General features: G+C 73.0%; 16 protein-coding genes and 1 tRNA gene. 11 read left to right on the top strand and 6 right to left on the bottom strand.

What is annotated here, in order from left to right; genetic code table 11:
* The first annotated feature begins 67 nt into the window (after positions 1-67).
* The 3 genes from mnhG to ACSNN7_RS13970 all read left to right on the top strand — a co-directional run bounded on the left by mnhG (position 68) and on the right by ACSNN7_RS13970 (position 2,989).
* On the top strand, positions 68-409 hold the full coding sequence (gene mnhG / locus ACSNN7_RS13980) for a monovalent cation/H(+) antiporter subunit G (protein ID WP_436681172.1): 342 nt from the start codon (positions 68-70) through the stop codon (positions 407-409).
* Between the two features lie 160 nt (positions 410-569).
* Positions 570-1,928 (top strand): hemolysin family protein, encoded by a 1,359-nt coding sequence (locus ACSNN7_RS13975; RefSeq protein WP_436681171.1) that lies wholly within the window; start codon positions 570-572, stop codon positions 1,926-1,928.
* Entirely contained in the window at positions 1,925-2,989 is a 1,065-nt protein-coding gene (locus ACSNN7_RS13970) for a hemolysin family protein (RefSeq protein WP_436681170.1), read from the top strand. Before ACSNN7_RS13975 ends, ACSNN7_RS13970 begins: the two co-directional genes overlap by 4 nt.
* A 92-nt stretch (positions 2,990-3,081) precedes the next feature.
* Here the strand turns inward: ACSNN7_RS13970 and ACSNN7_RS13965 are convergent, their stop codons facing one another.
* Both ACSNN7_RS13965 and ACSNN7_RS13960 read right to left on the bottom strand, forming a co-directional pair.
* Positions 3,082-4,359: an MFS transporter gene (locus ACSNN7_RS13965; RefSeq protein ID WP_436681169.1), complete on the bottom strand. Its 1,278-nt coding sequence runs from the start codon at positions 4,357-4,359 to the stop codon at positions 3,082-3,084.
* The gene (locus ACSNN7_RS13960; protein WP_436681180.1) at positions 4,356-5,666 is read right to left on the bottom strand and encodes a GH1 family beta-glucosidase; all 1,311 of its coding nucleotides are present in this window, start codon (positions 5,664-5,666) and stop codon (positions 4,356-4,358) included. Before ACSNN7_RS13960 ends, ACSNN7_RS13965 begins: the two co-directional genes overlap by 4 nt.
* A gap of 201 nt (positions 5,667-5,867) precedes the next feature.
* Between ACSNN7_RS13960 and ACSNN7_RS13955 the strand changes: the two genes are divergently transcribed.
* Positions 5,868-6,314: an SRPBCC family protein gene (locus tag ACSNN7_RS13955; protein WP_089013161.1), complete on the top strand. Its 447-nt coding sequence runs from the start codon at positions 5,868-5,870 to the stop codon at positions 6,312-6,314.
* Between the two features lie 253 nt (positions 6,315-6,567).
* Here the strand turns inward: ACSNN7_RS13955 and aceE are convergent, their stop codons facing one another.
* A complete protein-coding gene (aceE, locus tag ACSNN7_RS13950; RefSeq protein ID WP_436681168.1) occupies positions 6,568-9,312 on the bottom strand; it encodes a pyruvate dehydrogenase (acetyl-transferring), homodimeric type in 2,745 nt (914 codons plus the stop codon).
* Between the two features lie 182 nt (positions 9,313-9,494).
* Here aceE and ACSNN7_RS13945 point away from each other — a divergent pair, with 182 nt between their 5' ends.
* A complete protein-coding gene (locus ACSNN7_RS13945) occupies positions 9,495-9,914 on the top strand; it encodes a hypothetical protein (protein WP_436681167.1) in 420 nt (139 codons plus the stop codon).
* A 23-nt stretch (positions 9,915-9,937) separates the two neighbouring features.
* Positions 9,938-10,342: a YjbQ family protein gene (locus ACSNN7_RS13940; RefSeq protein WP_436681166.1), complete on the top strand. Its 405-nt coding sequence runs from the start codon at positions 9,938-9,940 to the stop codon at positions 10,340-10,342.
* Between the two features lie 109 nt (positions 10,343-10,451).
* Here ACSNN7_RS13940 and ACSNN7_RS13935 read toward each other — a convergent pair whose 3' ends face one another.
* Positions 10,452-11,033, bottom strand: coding sequence for an NADPH-dependent FMN reductase (locus ACSNN7_RS13935; RefSeq protein ID WP_436681165.1), 582 nt, complete (start codon positions 11,031-11,033; stop codon positions 10,452-10,454).
* A gap of 81 nt (positions 11,034-11,114) precedes the next feature.
* Here ACSNN7_RS13935 and ACSNN7_RS13930 point away from each other — a divergent pair, with 81 nt between their 5' ends.
* The 5 genes from ACSNN7_RS13930 (at position 11,115) to ACSNN7_RS13910 (ending at position 15,531) form a co-directional block, all read left to right on the top strand.
* The gene (locus ACSNN7_RS13930) at positions 11,115-11,594 is read left to right on the top strand and encodes a MarR family winged helix-turn-helix transcriptional regulator (protein WP_436681164.1); all 480 of its coding nucleotides are present in this window, start codon (positions 11,115-11,117) and stop codon (positions 11,592-11,594) included.
* A gap of 51 nt (positions 11,595-11,645) precedes the next feature.
* Positions 11,646-14,273, top strand: coding sequence for a thiamine pyrophosphate-dependent enzyme (locus tag ACSNN7_RS13925; RefSeq protein WP_436681163.1), 2,628 nt, complete (start codon positions 11,646-11,648; stop codon positions 14,271-14,273).
* Between the two features lie 111 nt (positions 14,274-14,384).
* Positions 14,385-14,822 (top strand): DUF3052 domain-containing protein, encoded by a 438-nt coding sequence (locus ACSNN7_RS13920; protein ID WP_436681162.1) that lies wholly within the window; start codon positions 14,385-14,387, stop codon positions 14,820-14,822.
* Between the two features lie 83 nt (positions 14,823-14,905).
* Positions 14,906-15,373: a peroxiredoxin gene (locus tag ACSNN7_RS13915; protein ID WP_436681161.1), complete on the top strand. Its 468-nt coding sequence runs from the start codon at positions 14,906-14,908 to the stop codon at positions 15,371-15,373.
* Between the two features lie 83 nt (positions 15,374-15,456).
* Positions 15,457-15,531 (top strand) — tRNA-Val (locus ACSNN7_RS13910).
* A gap of 4 nt (positions 15,532-15,535) precedes the next feature.
* On the opposite strand, the gene ACSNN7_RS13905 is transcribed toward ACSNN7_RS13910, so the two are convergent.
* Entirely contained in the window at positions 15,536-17,212 is a 1,677-nt protein-coding gene (locus tag ACSNN7_RS13905) for an ATP-binding protein (RefSeq protein WP_436681160.1), read from the bottom strand.
* On the bottom strand, positions 17,209-17,943 hold the full coding sequence (locus ACSNN7_RS13900) for a response regulator transcription factor (RefSeq protein WP_436681159.1): 735 nt from the start codon (positions 17,941-17,943) through the stop codon (positions 17,209-17,211). Before ACSNN7_RS13900 ends, ACSNN7_RS13905 begins: the two co-directional genes overlap by 4 nt.
* Positions 17,944-17,965 lie beyond the last annotated feature (22 nt).

The raw sequence follows: 17,965 nt of genomic DNA, 5'->3' as shown, positions 1-17,965 counted from the left end.
TCGGCCGGTACGCCCCGGTGCCGCCGGCCGCCGGCGACCCGACGGGCCGGCGCCCCGGGAGGACGTGGTGAGCGCGGGTACGGTCGCCGACTGGCTGGGGGCGCTCGCCCTGGTGGCGGGAGCGCTGCTCAGCCTCGCCGCCGGGATCGGGGTGCTGCGCTTCCCGGACGTGCTGGACCGGATGCACTCCGCCACCAAGCCGCAGGTGCTCGGGGCACTGCTCCTGCTGCTCGGGCTGGCGCTGCGGCTGCGGACCGCGGCCGACCTCGGCATGATCGGGCTGGTCGCCGTCTTCCAGTTGGTCACCGCGCCGGTCGCCGCGCAGATGATCGGACGGGCCGCGTACCGGTCGGGACGCGTGGACCGCAGCCTGCTGGAGACGGATGAACTCGCCGAGCACCGGAAATAGGGGATGAGCGGCGGCTTTGTCCCCACTTTCAGCGGGCTTTCAGCGACCGCCGATAGAATGACGGCATGATCGACTCCTCTGCCCAGGAGGGCAGCAGTAGCCAGCCGGGTCGTGCCCGGCATCCCCTCGGCCCGACGTCCCCGGGAGCCCTGAGCGACCCGTGCTGATCGTCGTCGGTCTCGTACTCATCATCGTTCTCACCGCCGCCACCGGTTACTTCGTGGCCCAGGAGTTCGGTTACGTCGCCGTGGACCGCGGCCGGCTCAAGCAGCAGGCCGACGAGGGCGACCAGGCGGCCGCCCGGGCCCTGGAGGTCACCGGCCGGCTCTCCTTCATGCTCTCCGGCGCGCAGCTCGGTATCACCGTCACCGCCCTGCTGGTCGGTTACGTCGCCCAGCCCTACCTGGGCGCCGGGCTGGCCGAGCTGCTCGGCGGCACCGGCGTGTCCACCGCGGTCAGCCTTCCGCTCGCGGTGGCGCTGGCCCTGCTCATCGCCACCGTGGTGCAGATGGTCCTCGGCGAGCTGGCCCCGAAGAACCTGGCCATCGCCCGCGCGGAGTCGCTGGCCCGGGCGCTGAGCCGCTCCACCCTGCTCTACCTGAAGGTCGCCGGTCCGCTGATCACGCTCTTCGACCGCGCGGCGGTGCGGCTGCTGCGCCGGGTCGGCATCGAGCCGATCGAGGAGCTGCCCAGCGGCGCCACCCCGGAGGACCTGGAGCAGATCATCGCCGAGTCCCGGGAGGAGGGGCACCTCGACGCCGAGATGTCCGACCTGCTCGACCGGGGGCTGGACTTCCGCGAGCTGACCGCCGGGGAGGCCATGGTGCCCCGGGTGGACGTGCACACCGTACGGGCGCACGAGCCGGTCAGCCGGATCGTGGAGCTGCTCGACACCGGCCACTCCCGCTTCCCGGTGCGCGGGGCCGAGGGCGTGGACGACCTGGTCGGGGTGGTCGGCATCGCCGACGTGCTCGGGGTACCCCCGGCGCAGCGCGCCACCACCCCGGTCAGCGCGGTGGCCGTACCCCCGTTGCTGGTGCCCGAGACGCTGCCGCTGCCGACGGTGCTGGACCGGCTGCGGTCCGGGCACCGGCAGCTGGCCTGCGTCGTCGACGAGTACGGCGGCTTCGCCGGCGTGATCACGCTGGAGGACATCGCCGAGGAGCTGGTCGGGCCGATCCGGGACGAGGACGACCCGCCCGAGCGCGCCCCCGCCCGGCAGGCGGACGGCTCCTGGGTGGTGCCGGCCCGCTGGCGGATCGACGAGGTCGCCGACAGCACCGGCATCTCGCTGCCCGAAGCCCCCGAGTACGACACCCTCTCCGGGCTGGTCATGCGGGAGCTGGGGCGGGTGCCCGAGGTGGGTGACCGGCTGGAGATCAGCCTGCCCGCCGACGGCGAGGAGCCGCGCGACCGGCCGAAGGCCCTGGTCGAGGTGCTCGTGGTGGACCGGCACGTGGCCGACTCGGTGCGGCTGCGGATGGCCGGCGAGGCGCCCGGCGGGGAGGTGGCGGCATGAGTCCCGGCGTCGCCCTGCTGATCTCCGCGCTGCTGCTGGTGCTCAACGGCTTCTTCGTGGCCGCCGAGTTCGCGCTGGTGGCGAGCAAGCGCTACCGCCTCGAACAGGCCGCGGCCGGCGGCGGCCGGGCCGCCCGGGCGGCCCTGGACGGCGTCCGCGAACTGTCGCTGATGCTGGCCGGCGCGCAGCTCGGCATCACGCTCTGCACCCTGGGCCTCGGCGCGCTCGCCGAGCCGGCGATCGAGCACCTGCTCAGCCCGCTGCTGCACACGGTGGGCCTGCCCGACGCGGCCAGCCACGCCGTGGCGCTGGTGTTCGCGCTGGGGCTGGTCACCTTCCTGCACCTGGTCGTCGGCGAGATGGCCCCGAAGTCCTGGGCGATCACCGACGCCGAGCGTTCGGCGCTGCTGCTGGCGCTGCCGTTCCGGGCCTTCGCCCGGGTCGCCCGGCCGGTGCTGTCGGCGCTCAACTCGCTGGCCAACGTGGTCCTGCGGTTGTTCGGGGTGCAGCAGCAGGATCAGCTCGCCCAGGTGCACGGCCCGGACGAGCTGCGCATCCTGCTGGAGCAGTCCCGCGAGCACGGGCTGCTCGGCGCCGAGCAGCACCACCTGCTCACCAGCATGCTGGAGTTGCAGGGCACCACCGTCCGCGACGTGATGGAGCCCTTCGACGAGATCGTCACGGTCCGCCGGGACGACACCGCGGGCCGCATCGAGCAGGTCAGCCGGGACAGCGGCCGGTCCCGGCTCGCCGTGCTCGACGCGGGCGGCGAGGTCTGCGGGCTGGTGCACGTGCGGGAGGCGGTGCGGGCGGTCACCACCGGCCGGACGGCGACCGCGGGCGAGCTGATGACCCGGGCGTTCACCCTGCCGGCGACCTCCTCGGTCACCGAGGCGGTGGCGGCGATGCGCGCCGACCAGGCCCAGCTCGCGCTGGTCCGCAACGGCGGCGGCCCCACCCGCCCGATCGGCTTCGTCGCCCTCGAGGACCTCCTGGAGGAGGTCATCGGCGAGTTCGACGACGAAACCGACCCCGTCCCCCGCGGCCGCCGCCTCCGCTGACCCCACCTCCAAGATCCGCGCACTTTCCGAGAAAGCGTGGCCATTCCGCGCGGAATGAGCCCGCTGTCTCGGAAAGTGCGGCCACCCGGCGGTCAGCGGACGGTGCGGATCTTGAGGACCAGGGCGCTGCCGAGGAGGGTGAGGGCCGCGGTGGCGGCGTACAGGGTCGGGTAGCCGCCCAGGTGGACCACGATGGGGGCGGAGATCGCCGGGCCGAGCACCTGCGGCGCGGAGTTGGCGATGTTGATCACCCCGAGGTCCTTGGCCCGGTCGGTGGCGCGGGGCAGCACCTCGGTGATCAGCGCGGCGTCCACCGACAGGTAGACCCCGTAGCCGGCGCCGAGCAGCAGCGCGGCGGCCACCGCCGTCGACCAGACCGGCGCGGCGGCCAGCAGCAGCGCCGCCACCGCCATGATCACCCCGGCGGCGATCACGAAGACCTTGCGCCGGCCGGAGCGGTCGGAGAGCCGGCCGGCGACCACGGCGGTCAGCATCATCCCCAGTGTGTAGAGCAGGATCAGCACCAGCAGCCCGCCCTCGGGGTCGGGGTGACGCACCCCGTCGGTGAGGAAGTACAGCAGGTAGAGGGTGCCGAGCGCGTTGCCGATCTGGACCAGGAACCGGGTGATCCAGGCCCAGGCGAAGTCGGGGTGCCGGCGCGGGCTGATCCACATCGAGGCGGCCAGCGCCCGCCAGCGCAGCACCGGCCGGTGCGCCCGGGGCAGCGGATCGTCGGCGGTGAGCAGCGCGAACGGCAGCGAGAGCACCAGTACGGCCAGCGCGACGGCGGCGTACCCGGCGGTGGTGCCACTGACCACGGCGGTGACCAGCACCGCGCCGAGGACCAGGCCGAGCGCCTGCGGGATGCCCACCCAGCCGGAGACGCCGCCGCGCTGGGCGACCGGCACCCGGTCTGGCACGGCCGCGGTCAGGCTGGCCAGCATCGCGTTGAAGCAGACCTGCGCGGCCACCCAGGCCAGCGTCACCCCGGCGACGGTGTCCTGCCGGGCCAGCAGCACCAGGGCGAGCGCGCCGAGCACCGCACCGCCCGCGGTCCAGACGTGCCGGCGGCCGAGGTCCCGCCCGGCGATCCGCAGGCAGGTACGGTCCGACAACGCCCCGGCGAGTGGGTTGGCCAGCACCGCCGCCAGCGCGCCGATCCCGGTGACGACGGCCAGCATGGCCTCCTTGTCGCCCGGCGCGATCCTTCCGATCTGCTGCGGCAGCAGCACCTGGATCGGGGTGAAGAAGGCCATCCAGACGCCGAGGTTGGCGGCGAAGATCAGCGCGATCCAGCCCCGGCGCACCGGGACGACGGGCTCGGCGAGCGCCGCCGGCAGCGAGGTCGGCGTCGGGTCGACCGTGGTCATCGCCGGACGACCTGGTCCCGGTACCAGGCGTACGAGGACTTCGGCGTGCGCACCTGGGTGTCGAAGTCGACGTGCACCAGGCCGAAGCGCTTGGTGAAGCCCTCCGCCCACTCCCAGTTGTCCAGCAGGGACCAGACGAAGTACCCGGTGACGTCGACCCCGTCGTCGATCGCGGCCCGGACGGCCCGCAGGTGACCGTCGAGGTACGCGATCCGCTCCGGGTCGTGCACCCGGCCGTCGGCGTCGGGTACGTCGTCGTAGGCGCAGCCGCTCTCGGTGACCTGGATCTCCGGCAGCGCCTCGCCGTAGGTGTCGCGCAGCCAGGTGAGCAGCTCGCGCAGCCCCTCCGGGACCACCGGCCAGTCGAAGGCCGTCCTCGGGTAGCCCTCCAGCGGCACCAGCTCGAAGGGGAGCGGGGCGCCCTCCTCGGGCGCGCGGATGCCGGTCGGGTTGTAGTAGTTCACCCCGAGCACGTCGATCGGCGCGGCTATCACGTCGAGGTCCCCGTCGCGCACCGGGGCGTCGGTGAACCCCGGCGGGTAGCCCCGGCCGAGCAGCGGGTCGGTGAAGAGCCGGTTGTGCAGCGCGTCGTACGCCGCCCCGGCGGCCCGGTCGGCGTCGGTGCCGCCGAGCAACCGCACCGGCGAGTAGTTGTTGGCGATGGCGATCGGGCTGGTGGTGCGGGCGCGCAGCGCGGCGACGGCGAGGCCGTGCCCGAGCAACTGGTGGTGGGCGACGGGCAGCGCGTCGAAGAGCAGGAAGCGGCCCGGCGCGTGCGCGCCCGTGCCGTGGCCGAGGCTCATGTGGATGAACGGCTCGTTCAGGGTGATCCAGAGCTTCACCCGGTCGCCGAGGCGGGCGGCGACCAGGTCGGCGTACTCGGCGAAGCGGTACGCGGTGTCCCGGTTCAGCCAGCCGCCGGCGTCCTCCAGCGGCTGCGGCAGGTCCCAGTGGAAGAGCGTGGCCACCGGGTCGATGCCGGCGGCGAGCAGGTCGTCGACGAGCCGGTCGTAGAAGCCGAGGCCGGCCGGGTTGGCCGCGCCGCCGCCGCCGGGCTGCACCCGGGGCCAGGCGATCGAGAACCGGTACGCCGAGACGCCCAGCCCGGCCATCAGCGCGACGTCCTCGCGGTGCCGGTGGTAGTGGTCGCAGGCGACGTCGCCGGTGCTGCCGTCGGCGATCCGCCCCGGGGTGTGCGCGAAGGTGTCCCAGATGGACGGCCCGCGCCCGTCGGCGTCGGCACCGCCCTCGATCTGGTACGCGGCGGTGGAGACCCCCCAGCGGAAGCCGGCGGGGAACGCGGGCATCGGCGCGGTCGTCACAGTCACCCTCCCAGGAACATGAAGCGTGTTCGGGACTCTAGGGCGCGGGCCCGGGAAGCGCCATAGGCCGACGGCGATGCCGACGCAAGGGTTTTCGGCGTGTCTTTTCCGAACCCGTCCCAGTACGTCCGAATTTGCGCATACAGTGCGGAATATCGCGGATGTCCTCAGTGGGGGAAGACAGAAATGATCCTCGTCGAACGCAGTGCGCACGTGATGGCGCCGGTGGAAGCGGTCTGGGACGTCGTGCAGCGGGCCGAGCAGTTGCCGGCCTGGCTGGCGGGCGTCCGCGCGGCCGAGGTCCTCTCGGGGGAGGGCTTCGGCCGGCGACAGCTCGTCCAGGCCGGGCGCGGCGCGGCGCACGAGGCCGAGGTGATCGCCTACCAGGAACCCACCCTGATCGGGTGGCGGGAGCGGGCCAAGGGGGCCGGCGCCCGAGCCGAGGCGCGCACCGAGATCTACGTCCAGCTGACTCCCGACGAGGAGGAGGGCGGGACGATCGTGCGGCTCATCGTCGTACGGTGGCCGGCCGGTCCGGTCAAGGCGGCCCTGCTCCGGCTCGGGCTGCGTCGGGTCGGCGCCGACCTGGAGGACTCGCTGGCCCGCCTCACCGACCTGGCCGCCGTCGGCTGAGACGGGCGCGTCCTGCGGCGTCACCCGCGACGGCGGTGGCCCGGCGTCCCCGCCAGGGGCTCCGGACCACCGCCGCTCCCATCCCCGCTCCACCCCCTCGACCCGCCCACGCGCGCACTTTCCGAGAAAGCGTGGCTATTCCGCGTCGGATAGCCACGCTTTCTCGGAAAGCGTCGGGTGGTTGCCGTCGGCGGGTGGGGACGACGAAAGGGCCCGGCGCGTTGTGCGCCGGGCCCTTCGTCGTACGCGGGGGCTAGCTGTCGCCGCCGGTCTCGCCGACCGGGGCGGCGGTGATGTCCTCGAGGGCGTACTTCTTGGCCGCCTCGGCCGGCACGGTCGCCGGCACCGCGCCGCGCAGCGCGAGCTGCCGCAGCGTCGCGACCGTCACCGACTCGGCGTCGACGTGGAAGTGCCGGCGCAGCGCGTGCCGGGTGTCCGACATGCCGAAGCCGTCGGTGCCGAGCGAGGTGTAGTCACCGGGTACCCAGCGGGCGATCAGGTCCGGCACCGCGCGCATCCAGTCGCTGACCGCGACCTTTGGCCCGTCGGCGTCGGCCAGCTTCTGCTGGATGTACGGCACCCGCGGCTCGCTGCCCGGGTTGAGCAGGTTGTGCTCCTCGCACTCCACCGCGTCGCGGCGCAGCTCGGTCCAGGAGGTCACCGACCAGACGTCGGCGGACACCCCCCAGTCCTGGGCGAGCAGCTCCTGCGCCTTGAGCGCCCACTGCATGCCGCTGCCGGAGGCCAGGATGTTGGCCTTCGGCGCGTCCCCGTCCACCTGCGGCGCGGGGGAGTAGCGGTAGATGCCCTTGAGTAGGCCCTCGACGTCCACGCCCTCGGGCTCGGCCGGCTGCAGGATCGGCTCGTTGTAGACCGTCAGGTAGTAGAAGACGTTCTCCTGAGCGTCCCCGTACATCCGGTGCAGGCCGTTCTCCATGATGTGCGCGATCTCGAACGAGAACGCCGGGTCGTACGCGACCACCGCCGGGTTCGTGGCGGCGAGCAGCAGCGAGTGGCCGTCCTCGTGCTGCAGACCCTCGCCGTTGAGCGTGGTCCGGCCGGCGGTCGCGCCGAGCAGGAAGCCCCGCGCCATCTGATCGGCGGCCGCCCAGAGCCCGTCGCCGGTGCGCTGGAACCCGAACATCGAGTAGAAGATGTACATCGGGATCATCGGCTCGTCGTGGGTGGCGTACGACGTGCCGGCCGCGGTGAACGAGGCGACCGAGCCGGCCTCGTTGATCCCCTCGTGCAGGATCTGCCCGACGGTCGACTCCTTGTAGGACAGGAACAGCTCCCGGTCGACCGAGGTGTACCGCTGGCCGTGCGGCGAGTAGATCTTCGCGGTCGGGAAGATCGAGTCCAGGCCGAAGGTGCGCGCCTCGTCCGGGATGATCGGCACCCAGCGCTTGCCGAACTCCTTGTCCTTCATCACGTCCTTGAGCAGGCGGACGAAGGCCATCGTGGTGGCCACCTTCTGCTTGCCCGAGCCGCGCTTGACGTCGGCGAACCGCTCCGGGCCCGGGATGGTCAGCCGCTTGCTGCTGGTCCGCCGGGACGGCAGGTAGCCGCCGAGCTGCTGGCGCCGCTCCTTGAGGTACGCGATCTCGTCGGACTTCTCGCCCGGGGTGAAGTACGGCGGCAGGTAGGGGTTCTCCTCCAGCGCCTTGTCCGGGATGTCCAGGTAGAGCCGGTCGCGGAAGGTCTTCAGGTCCTCCAGCGTCAGCTTCTTCATCTGGTGGGTGGCGTTGCGGCCCTCGAAGTGCGAGCCGAGCGTCCAGCCCTTGATCGTCTTGGCCAGGATGACGGTCGGCTGACCGGTGTGCTCGGTCGCCGCCTTGTAGGCCGCGTAGAGCTTGCGGTAGTCGTGCCCGCCCCGCTTGAGGTTCCAGATCTCGTCGTCGCTCAGGTGCTCGACCATCTTGCGGGTCCGCGGGTCGCGGCCGAAGAAGTGCTCCCGGACGTACGCCCCCGACTCCGCCTTGTAGGTCTGGTAGTCGCCGTCGGGCGTGGTGTTCATCAGGTTGACCAGCGCACCGTCGGTGTCCGCGGCGAGCAGCGGGTCCCACTCCCGGCCCCAGACCACCTTGATGACGTTCCAGCCGGCGCCCCGGAAGAAGGCCTCCAGCTCCTGCATGACCTTGCCGTTGCCCCGGACCGGGCCGTCCAGCCGCTGCAGGTTGCAGTTGATCACGAAGGTGAGGTTGTCCAGCTCCTCGCGGGCGGCCACGCCGATCGCGCCGAGGGTCTCCGGCTCGTCCATCTCGCCGTCACCGAGAAACGCCCAGACGTGCTGGTCGGAGGTGTCCTTGATGCCCCGGTGGTGCAGGTACCGGTTGAACCGGGCCTGGTAGATGGCGTTCAGGCCGCCGAGCCCCATCGAGACGGTGGGGAACTCCCAGAAGTCCGGCATCAGCCGCGGGTGCGGGTACGACGGCAGGCCGCCGCCCGGGTGGGACAGCTCCTGGCGGAACCCGTCGAGCTGGTGCTCGCTCAGCCGCCCCTCCAGGTACGCGCGCGCGTACATGCCGGGGGAGGCGTGACCCTGGTAGTAGATGTGGTCGCCGCCGCCCGGGTGGTTCTTGCCCCGGAAGAAGTGGTTGAAGCCCACCTCGTAGAGCGAGGCGGAGCTGGCGAAGGTGGAGATGTGCCCGCCGACACCGATCTCCGGGCGCTGCGCCCGGTGCACCAGCATCGCCGCGTTCCACCGGACGTACGCCCGGATCCGCCGCTCGACGTGCTCGTCACCGGGGAACCACGGCTCGCGCTCCGGAGCGATGGTGTTGATGTAGTCGGTGGTGGTCAGCGACGGCACCCCGACCTGGCGCTCGCGGGCCCGCTCCAGCAGGCGCAGCATGACGTAGCGGGCGCGTTTGGTTCCGCGCTCGTCGATGACACCGTCGAGCGACTCGACCCATTCGCCGGTCTCTTCAGGGTCGATGTCCGGAAGCTGGCTCGGCAGACCAGCGGTGATCACCGGGCGCTTGCGTTCCGTAGCCACAGGCGTTCCCTCGGTTGTGTGTGGGATAGGTCTCTAGCGCCATCCTGCCCCCTGGTGGCACCCGTCGTCACGTCTAGCTCCCCCAGACGCGACGCTCAACACAGGTACCCACCAGTAACTTTGCGCGACCGACGGATGCGCTAGCCGGCCGGGCGCTTGTCCGCCGTCCCTACCCTGCGGGCATGCGATGGCAACTGGTGCTCCTGGGGCTCGTGACGACCGTCGCCGGCGTGGCCGGCATCGGGGTGGGGGTGGCCGGCCTGCTGGCGGGCAGACCGGAGATGGCGGGCTTTCTGATCCTCGGCGCGTTCGCGCTGCTGCTCGTCGCCGGGCTGGCCTGGGACGCGCGCCGGCGCCGCCGGTCCCGCCCTGACGACGCCGCGGCCGGCTGGTACGCGACGGCGCCGTACGCGGACACCGGGGCCGACCCCGGCGTCCCGGACCCCGTCCCGTCGGACTCCGGCCGCAGCGGCGGCTCGGGCTTCTGGGGCGGGTCCGGGTTCTGGGGCGGCTCCGACGGCGGGTCGGGCTCGCACGGCGGCTCGGACGGCGGCGGGTCGAGCTGGGGCGGCGGCTCGGACGGTGGCGGCGGCAGCTACTGAGCCGGTGCGGCAGAATGCGCGGTATGCGCAGTGAGGTGATCACCGTCCGGACCGGGTCCCGGCCGACCGTCCAGGACATCACCGCCGAGGCCGAGCGCTTCGTCGCCGGCCAGGGCGACGGGCTGCTGCACGTCTTCGTGCCGCACGCCACCGCCGGGCTGGCGATCATCGAGACCGGCTCCGGCTCCGACGACGACCTGCTGCGGGCGCTGGACGACCTGCTCCCCACCGACGACCGGTGGCGGCACCGGCACGGCTCGCCGGGGCACGGGCGCGACCACGTGCTGCCGGCGTTCGTCCCCCCGTACGCGACCCTCCCGGTGCTGGACGGCCGCCTGGCCCTGGGCACCTGGCAGTCGGTCTGCCTCGTCGACCCCAACGGCGACAACCCCACCCGCCAGATCCGCTTCTCCTTCCTCCCCGCCTGACCTCGCCCGCTCTCCGGGGGCCTGTTTCAGAGAAAGCGTGGCCATTCCACGCGGAATGGCCACGCTCTCTCTGAAAGTGCGGGCTCGGGGGTGGGGTGAGGGCGCCGGGTCAGGCGGCGGCGAGCTGGGTGACGCGGATCTTGGTGATCAGGGCGTCGAGGAGGGCGCTCAGCAGGGTCTCGGTCGTCTCGTCCTTGACCGTGCCGTCCTCGGTGAGCTTCTCGTGGGCGTTGGTGACGATGACCTCCGGCTTGGTGACCACCGCGGAGTCGGTCCCGAGGAAGAGCTGACGTAGCTGGAGCTGGGCGCGGACGGTGCCCATCCCGGTCGGCGCGGCACCGACGACGGCGATCGGCTTGTGCGTCAGCGCGGAGACCCGCGAGGTGATCGGGAAGCTCGGGCGCGACGCCCAGTCGAGGGCGTTCTTCAGCACGCCCGGGACGCCGTAGTTGTACTCCGGGGTGGCGATGAGCAGGCCGTCCGCGGCGACGATCCGCTCCCGCAGGTCCACCACGGCCGCCGGCGGCTCGGGCTCGGCGTCCTGGTTGAACGGCGGGATCCCGCCGAGGCCGGTGTACTGCTCGATGGTCAGGCCGGCCGGGGCGAGCCGCTGCGCGGCCCGGATCAGCGCCGTGTTGAACGACGCCTCGCGCAGGCTGCCGGAGATGGCCAGGACGGTGAGATCGGACATCGGAGACCCTTCGATCGGGAATGCATGAGCTTGCCAACAGTAGAGGTAATCAACTATTGGCTGGCAAGTAGGATGTGAGACATGACGCAGAGCACCGTTCCCACCGGCTCCGACCTGGGCGACCGCTCCGGGCTGGCCGGAGACGCGGTGCGCCGGATCATGCACGTCGCGTCCGCCATCCGGCACTACCAGGACGTCGAGATCGCCGAGCTGGGCTTGACCCCGGCGGCGGCCCGCGCGCTGCACCAGCTCGACCCCGACCGGCCGCTGCCCGCCCGCGACCTGGCCGAGCAGCTGCGCTGCGACCGGTCCAACGTGACCGCCCTGGTCGACAAGCTGGAGCAGGCCGGGCTGGTCGAACGCCGCGTCGACCCGGCCGACCGGCGGCAGAAGACGCTGCTGGTGACCGGGGCCGGCCGCCGGATGCGCGAGCGGGTGGACCGGGTGATGACCGACTCCCGGCTCCTCGCCGGCCTCAGCACCGACGAGCTGGCCACCCTGCGCGAGCTGGTGTGGAAGGTCTCCGACGGCGGCTGCCCGGAGCAGTGCGGCCCGGAGTAGGACCCGCCGGGCGGATCGTGTCCGAGTGGGCGACCCTGGCCTCCGTCGGTAATGCTGATCGACGTGACCACCCCGCAGGATCTCGACGACCGGTTCCGGGAGAGCCTGGGCGCGCTGCCCGAGCCCGAGCGGCGGCGTGACCCGGCCGAGCCGGTCCGCGACGGCGCCGCGCTGACCGGGCGGCAGCTGCTCGCCCTCTTCGACGCCCAGGTCACCAGTCGCCAGCTCGACTTGGCCGGGCGCTGGCTGCGCAGCTTCGGTGAGGGCTTCTACACCATCGGCTCGGCCGGGCACGAGGCCAACGCCGCCGTCGCCGTCGCGCTGCGCCCCACCGATCCGGCCCTGCTGCACTACCGCTCCGGCGCCTTCTACTGCGCCCGCGCCGCCCTCGCCGCCGGCGAGTTCCCGGCCGCCGACACCGACGGGGGTACGCCCAGCGACGCCCCCGGCCCGGCGGACGTGCTGGACGCCCCCGCCGACAGCTCCGCCGGCGCCGATGCCTCGGCCGTCGTGGGCGGTGGGCAGACACCGGAACGGGCTGCCGACCCGGCACCGCCCACCGGCAGCACGGGCGCGGCCGCCTACCGGGTCGGCGCGGACGGCACCGCCGAGGCGGTACCCGCCCCGGAGGCCATCGGCGTCGGCCACGACACCGCACCCGAGGCCGCCCCCCGCGCCCAGGCGAGCGGCGCAGCCGAGCAGGCGAGCGGCGCAGCCGAGCCGGACGCGTACGCCGTCGCCGCGCGGGACGTTCTGCGCGGAATGGTCGCCTCCGCGCGGGAGCCGATCGCCGGTGGCCGGCACAAGGTCTTCGGCCGGGCCGACCTGGCGGTCGTACCCACCACCTCCACGATCGCCTCGCACCTGCCCCGGGCGGTCGGTCTGGGCCTGGCCCTGGAGCGGCTGCGGCGGGTGGAGACCACCGGCCGCCGCGACGGCGCCGACGTGCCGCCGCGCTCGCCGTGGCCCCGGGACGCCATCGTGGTCTGCTCCTTCGGCGACGCCTCGGTCAACCACGCCAGCGCCGCCGCCGCGCTCAACACCGCCGGCTGGTACGACCACACCGGGCTGCGCATCCCGGTGCTCTTCGTCTGCGAGGACAACGGGCTGGGCATCAGCGTCCGCTCACCACAGGGCTGGGTCGAGCGGAGCCTGCGGGCCCGGCCCGGGCTGCGCTACTTCTCCGCCGACGGCACCGACCCGGTCGGGACGTACGAGGTGGCGGCGGAGGCGGCGGCCTGGGTACGCCGGCACCGGCGGCCGGCGGTGCTGCACCTGCACACCGTACGGCTGATGGGGCACGCCGGGGCCGACGCGGAGACCGCCTACCGCAGCTCCGCCGAGATCGCCGCCGACGAGGCGCGCGACCCGGTGCTGGCCACCGCCCGGCTGCTGGCCGAGGCGGGCCTGGCGACCGGCGAGGAGCTGCTGTCCCGCTACGACGAGCGGGGCTGGCAGATCCGCCGGATCGCCGAGGAGGTACTCGACGAGCCCAAGCTCGCCACGGCGGCGGAGGTGGTCGCCCCGCTCGCACCTCGCCGGCCGGCGCGGATCGCCGCGGCGGTGGCGGAGGCGGCGGCCCGGGCCGGTGGGCCGGGCGCGGGTGCCCGGGCCGAGGCGTTCGGCGGGAAGCCGCCGGAGCTGGCCGGGCGGCTCACCCTGGCGCAGAGCATCAACGCCGCCCTCGCCGACGGGATGCTCGCCCACCCGCAGCTCGCGGTCTTCGGCGAGGACGTCGCCGTCAAGGGCGGGGTGTACGGCGTGACCAAGGGGCTGCGCGAGAAGTTCGGCCCGGCGCGGGTCTTCGACACGCTGCTCGACGAGACCTCGGTGCTGGGGCTGGGCCTGGGCGCGGGGCTGGCCGGGCTGCTGCCGGTGCCGGAGATCCAGTACCTGGCGTACCTGCACAACGCCGAGGACCAGCTGCGCGGCGAGGCGGCCAGCATGCAGTTCTTCTCCTCCGGTGCGTTCCGCAACCCGATGGTGGTGCGGGTGCCGGGACTGGCGTACCAGGAGGGGTTCGGCGGGCACTTCCACAACGACAACTCGGTGGCCGTACTCCGGGACGTGCCCGGCCTGGTGGTCGCGGTGCCGGCGCGGCCGGACGACGCCGCGCCGCTGCTGCGGACCTGCCTGGCCGCCGCGGCGGTGGACGGCGCCGTCTGCGTCTTCCTGGAGCCGATCGCGCTCTACCACACCCGCGACCTGTACGAGCCGGGCGACGGCGAGTGGCTGGGGGAGTACGCGGAACCGGGCGCGTGGGCGGGCGGGCACGTGCCGATCGGCCGGGCCCGGGTCTACGGCGTCGGCTCGGCCGAGGACGTCACGATCCTCACATTCGGTAACGGGGTGCGGATGTCGCTGCGGGCCGCCGCCGTCCTCGCCGACGAGGGGATCGGGTCCCGGGTGGTGGACCTGCGCTGGCTGGCACCGCTGCCGGTGGCGGACATCATCCGGGAGGCGTCGGCGACCGGCCGGGTGCTGGTGGTGGACGAGACACGCCGGTCCGGCGGGGTCGGGGAGGGGATCATCGCGGCGCTGGTGGACGCCGGATATGTAGGAGCAGCGCGGAGAGTAGCCGGAGTCGACTCGTTTGTACCATTAGGTCCGGCGGCGCGTCAGGTTCTGGTCTCGGAGGAAGCCATTACCCAGGGTGCCCGTACGCTGCTGGCACGGTAAATTCCGTTCCACCCGGTGCGCCACTTGCGCGTGGGCCCGCAACTGTGTGGACTTTGCCTGACGGCGTCACCCGACGCCGCGAGCAGGGACGAGATGAGGAGGCACGCGACAGTGAGCGCGACCGCAGGTCAGGCCGCCGACGGGGTACGCAGCCTGGCGGACCGGTTCGGGATCGAGCCGGGGATGGTCGTCATGGAGATGGGGTACGACGACGACGTCGACCAGGATCTCCGGGACGCCCTGACCGACCGCTGTGGAGATCTGGTCGACGAGGACACCGACGAGGTGGTCGACGCGGTGCTGGTCTGGTACCGCGACGGCGACGGTGACCTCTTCGAACTCCTCGTCGACGCCCTCGGCCCGCTGGCCGACGCCGGAGTCGTGTGGCTGCTGACCCCGAAGGCCGGGCGTGACGGGCACGTCGAGCCGAGCGAGATCGCCGAGTCGGCGCAGACCGCCGGGCTTCAGCAGACCTCGACGGTCAACGCCGGCCGGGACTGGAGCGGCGCCCGCCTCGTGCTGCGGCGCGGCTCCAAGGGCAAGAAGTAGCCGTCCCCCACCGTGACCCGGCGGCGGCCGCCGCCGGGTGTGGCACGCTGTTGCCACCTCCAGACTCAACCCAGGGAGCTCGCATGCCGATCGAGGTTGGCGCCCAGGCGCCGGACTTCGTGCTCAAGGACCAGAACAACCAGGAGGTCCGGCTCTCGGACTTCCAGGGCAGGCGCACCGTCCTGCTGGTCTTCTACCCGCTCGCCTTCACCGGCATCTGCCAGGGCGAGCTGTGCGAGGTGCGGGACAACCTCAACGAGTACGTCAACGACGACGTCCAGGTGCTCACCGTCAGCGTCGACTCGGTCTACAGCCACAAGATCTGGGCCGAGCGCGAGGGCTACCAGTTCCCGCTGCTGGCCGACTTCTGGCCGCACGGGGCGGTCGCCCAGGCGTACGGCGTCTTCAACGACGTCGCGGGCATCGCCAACCGGGGCACCTTCGTCATCGACAAGGCCGGCGTCGTCCGGTTCGCCGAGATGAACATGCCGGGCGAGGCGCGCGACCAGGAGGGCTGGCGCAAGGCCCTGGCGGAGGCCGTCGCCGCCTGACGCCCGAACCGGGCACACCGTTCGACCGGGCCGGAGGCCGGCAGGTAAGCTTGCCACCCTCCGGCCCGCCGTACGGGCGTTCCGGGCGCGTAGCTCAGTGGGAGAGCACTCGCCTTACAAGCGAGGGGTCGCAGGTTCGAAACCTGCCGCGCCCACCACCCGTCATCCCAACGGAAGATCACGTTGGTCGACGCGGGGAAGCGTGATGGTGAAGGTCGTCCCGACGCCGACCTCACTCGCGACCGTGATGGTGCCCTGGTGATCCGTGACGATCTGCCGGGCGATGGCGAGGCCGAGCCCGCTGCCCCCGGTACGGCGGCCCCGCGCGGCGTCGGCCCGCCAGAACCGGTCGAACACCTGCGGTAGCGCGTCCGCCGCGATTCCCGAGCCGGTGTCGACGACCTGGACGATCGCCTGCGCGTCGGTGCGGCCCGCGACCAGCCGGACGCTGCCGCCCGCAGCGGTCGCCCGGAGGGCGTTGGTGACGAGGTTGCCCACCACCTGACGCAGCCGGTCGGGATCGGCGTGCACGGCCACCGGCTCGGCCGCCACGTGCAACGACACCCCGGCCGACTCCGCCCGGGCGTGGTGGGCGGTGCGGCAGGTCTCCAGGAGTTCGGCCAGATCCACGGTGACCCGGTGGTACGCCAGGTTGCCGGCCTCGGCCAGGGCCAGGTCCTGCAGGTCGTCGACGATGCGCTGCTGCAGCACCGCCTCCTCGTGCAGGGACGCGAACAGGTCCTGGTCCGGCGTGATCACGCCGTCGGAGAGCGCCTCGAGATAGCCGCGCAGGTTGGCCAGCGGGGTACGCAGTTCATGTGCGACGTCGGCGACCAGCCGGCGTTGCCGCTCCTCGCCGCGCTGCAGGGAGTCGGCCATCCGGTTGAACGACCGGGCCAGCTCCGCCAGCTCGTCGTTGCCCCGCTCCGGCACCCGTCCGGTGAGGTCGCCCTGGCCGAGCCGCTGAGCGGCCGCGGTGAGCGTGTCGATGGGGCGCAGCACCCGCCGGCTCAGCAGCGCGGTGCCGATGACCGCGACCGCCGCGACGCCCGCCGCCGCGGCGAGCAGTGGACCGGCGGTCAGCACGGACGCCGGATCGCCGCGAGCGCCGAGGTAGACCAGGGCGGGTACCGGTGCGACGTCACTGATCCCGTTGGTGAAGGCCTGGGCCAGGCAGGAATCCAGTGGTACCACCGTGGAGGCGCCACAGACCTGCACCTGGGCGGCGTCCGCCAGGCCCCGGCCCGGCTCGGCCGCGACGTCCCGGCAGCCGGCGACGATCTCGTCGACATACGGGCGATCGCGCACCTCGACCCTGCTCAGGTCGGCGCCGAACTGCGGAACTCCGGTGCTGGTGGGTGACGCGACGACAGGGACGGACCGCCGCGTCAGGCAGGCCGCGTACCGCACGCCGGTACGGTAGGCGGCGATCGCGTCCACCATGCCCTTGTTGCGGGCCGCCGGCTCCGCCGGCAACGCGGCCAGGTTCAGCACCGGCCGCGGGTCGACGAACCCGACCATGGTGCCGAGCGGCCGGGCGGTGCGGTTCTCCTGCGTGTCCGTGTCCACGATCACCTGGCCCGTGTCGGCGACCAGGTGGATCCGCTGACCGGTCTGGCCGCGCAGGTCCTGCACCAGGTCGGGCACGCCCTCCCAGGTGCCGTGCCGGCTGCCGTACGTCCGGAGTCGGTCGACGACCTCATCGAGTTGCGCCCGGTCGGCGGTGGCGGAGTCGTTGATCTGTTGCGAGGCCTGCCGCAGGGTCAGCCACGCGGTCGCCGCGGTCGCGCTCACCGCGACGAGGACGACCAGCCAGAGCACCCGCAGGCGGAAACTCACCGGCCGGCTCCGGGCGTGCCCTCGGGCGTCGGCGTCGCCGCCGGTTCCGGTGCGGCGAGCCGGTAGCCACGGCCGTAGACGGTGTGCACGTACCGCGGCTGGGCGACGTCGTCCTCGATCTTGCGGCGGAGGTTCATCACGTGCGCGTCGACGGTGCGTTCGAGCACGAAGCGATCGAATCCGAAGGCGCGGTCGATGATCTGCGCCCGGGTGAACGCCCGCCCGGGCTCGCCGGCGAGCACCTCGAGGATGCCGAACTCCTTGGCCGTCAGGGCGACCGGCCGCCCGCCGACGCGTACCTCGAACCGGCCGGCGTCCACCTCGAGGTCGCCGACGCGCAGCACCGCCCGGTTGTCGGCGTTGACCACCCGGGCCCGGCGCAGCAGCGCCCGTACCCGGGCGGTCAGCTCCCGCGGGCTGTACGGCTTGGTGAGGTAGTCGTCGGCACCGAGGTCGAGGCCCAGCAGGACGTCGTCCTCGGTGGTGCGGGCGGTCAGCAGCAGGATCGGAATCTCCGATTCGGCGCGCAGGATCCGGCACACGTCCAGGCCGTCGATGACCGGCATCATCACGTCGAGGACCACCAGGTCCGGCCGGCGGGACCGGCACTGGTCCAGCGCGGCGCGCCCGTCGCCGACCAGCAGCACGCTGTGCCCCTCGCGCTCCAGGTAGACCCGGACCAGGTTGGCCTGCTTGGGGTCGTCCTCGGCGACCAGGATCCGCGCGCTCATGTCTCCCCGTTCTGGCTGGTGG

This window comes from Micromonospora sp. URMC 105, assembly GCF_051386295.1.
In the GTDB taxonomy this organism is placed as follows: Bacteria; Actinomycetota; Actinomycetes; order Mycobacteriales; family Micromonosporaceae; genus Micromonospora.
This window is presented reverse-complemented; position numbering and strand designations above follow the sequence as displayed.

What these genes read in the sequence shown, in the direction of transcription:
- ACSNN7_RS13970 (WP_436681170.1), top strand. Translation starts at nt 1,925, where the DNA reads ATGAGTCCCGGCGTCGCCCTGCTGATCTCCGCGCTGCTGCTGGTGCTC.
- ACSNN7_RS13965 (WP_436681169.1), bottom strand. Translation starts at nt 4,359, where the DNA reads ATGACCACGGTCGACCCGACGCCGACCTCGCTGCCGGCGGCGCTCGCC.
- ACSNN7_RS13960 (WP_436681180.1), bottom strand. Translation starts at nt 5,666, where the DNA reads ATGCCCGCGTTCCCCGCCGGCTTCCGCTGGGGGGTCTCCACCGCCGCG.
- ACSNN7_RS13955 (WP_089013161.1), top strand. Translation starts at nt 5,868, where the DNA reads ATGATCCTCGTCGAACGCAGTGCGCACGTGATGGCGCCGGTGGAAGCG.
- ACSNN7_RS13945 (WP_436681167.1), top strand. Translation starts at nt 9,495, where the DNA reads ATGCGATGGCAACTGGTGCTCCTGGGGCTCGTGACGACCGTCGCCGGC.
- ACSNN7_RS13940 (WP_436681166.1), top strand. Translation starts at nt 9,938, where the DNA reads ATGCGCAGTGAGGTGATCACCGTCCGGACCGGGTCCCGGCCGACCGTC.
- ACSNN7_RS13935 (WP_436681165.1), bottom strand. Translation starts at nt 11,033, where the DNA reads ATGTCCGATCTCACCGTCCTGGCCATCTCCGGCAGCCTGCGCGAGGCG.
- ACSNN7_RS13930 (WP_436681164.1), top strand. Translation starts at nt 11,115, where the DNA reads ATGACGCAGAGCACCGTTCCCACCGGCTCCGACCTGGGCGACCGCTCC.
- ACSNN7_RS13925 (WP_436681163.1), top strand. Translation starts at nt 11,646, where the DNA reads ATGCTGATCGACGTGACCACCCCGCAGGATCTCGACGACCGGTTCCGG.
- ACSNN7_RS13915 (WP_436681161.1), top strand. Translation starts at nt 14,906, where the DNA reads ATGCCGATCGAGGTTGGCGCCCAGGCGCCGGACTTCGTGCTCAAGGAC.
- ACSNN7_RS13900 (WP_436681159.1), bottom strand. Translation starts at nt 17,943, where the DNA reads ATGAGCGCGCGGATCCTGGTCGCCGAGGACGACCCCAAGCAGGCCAAC.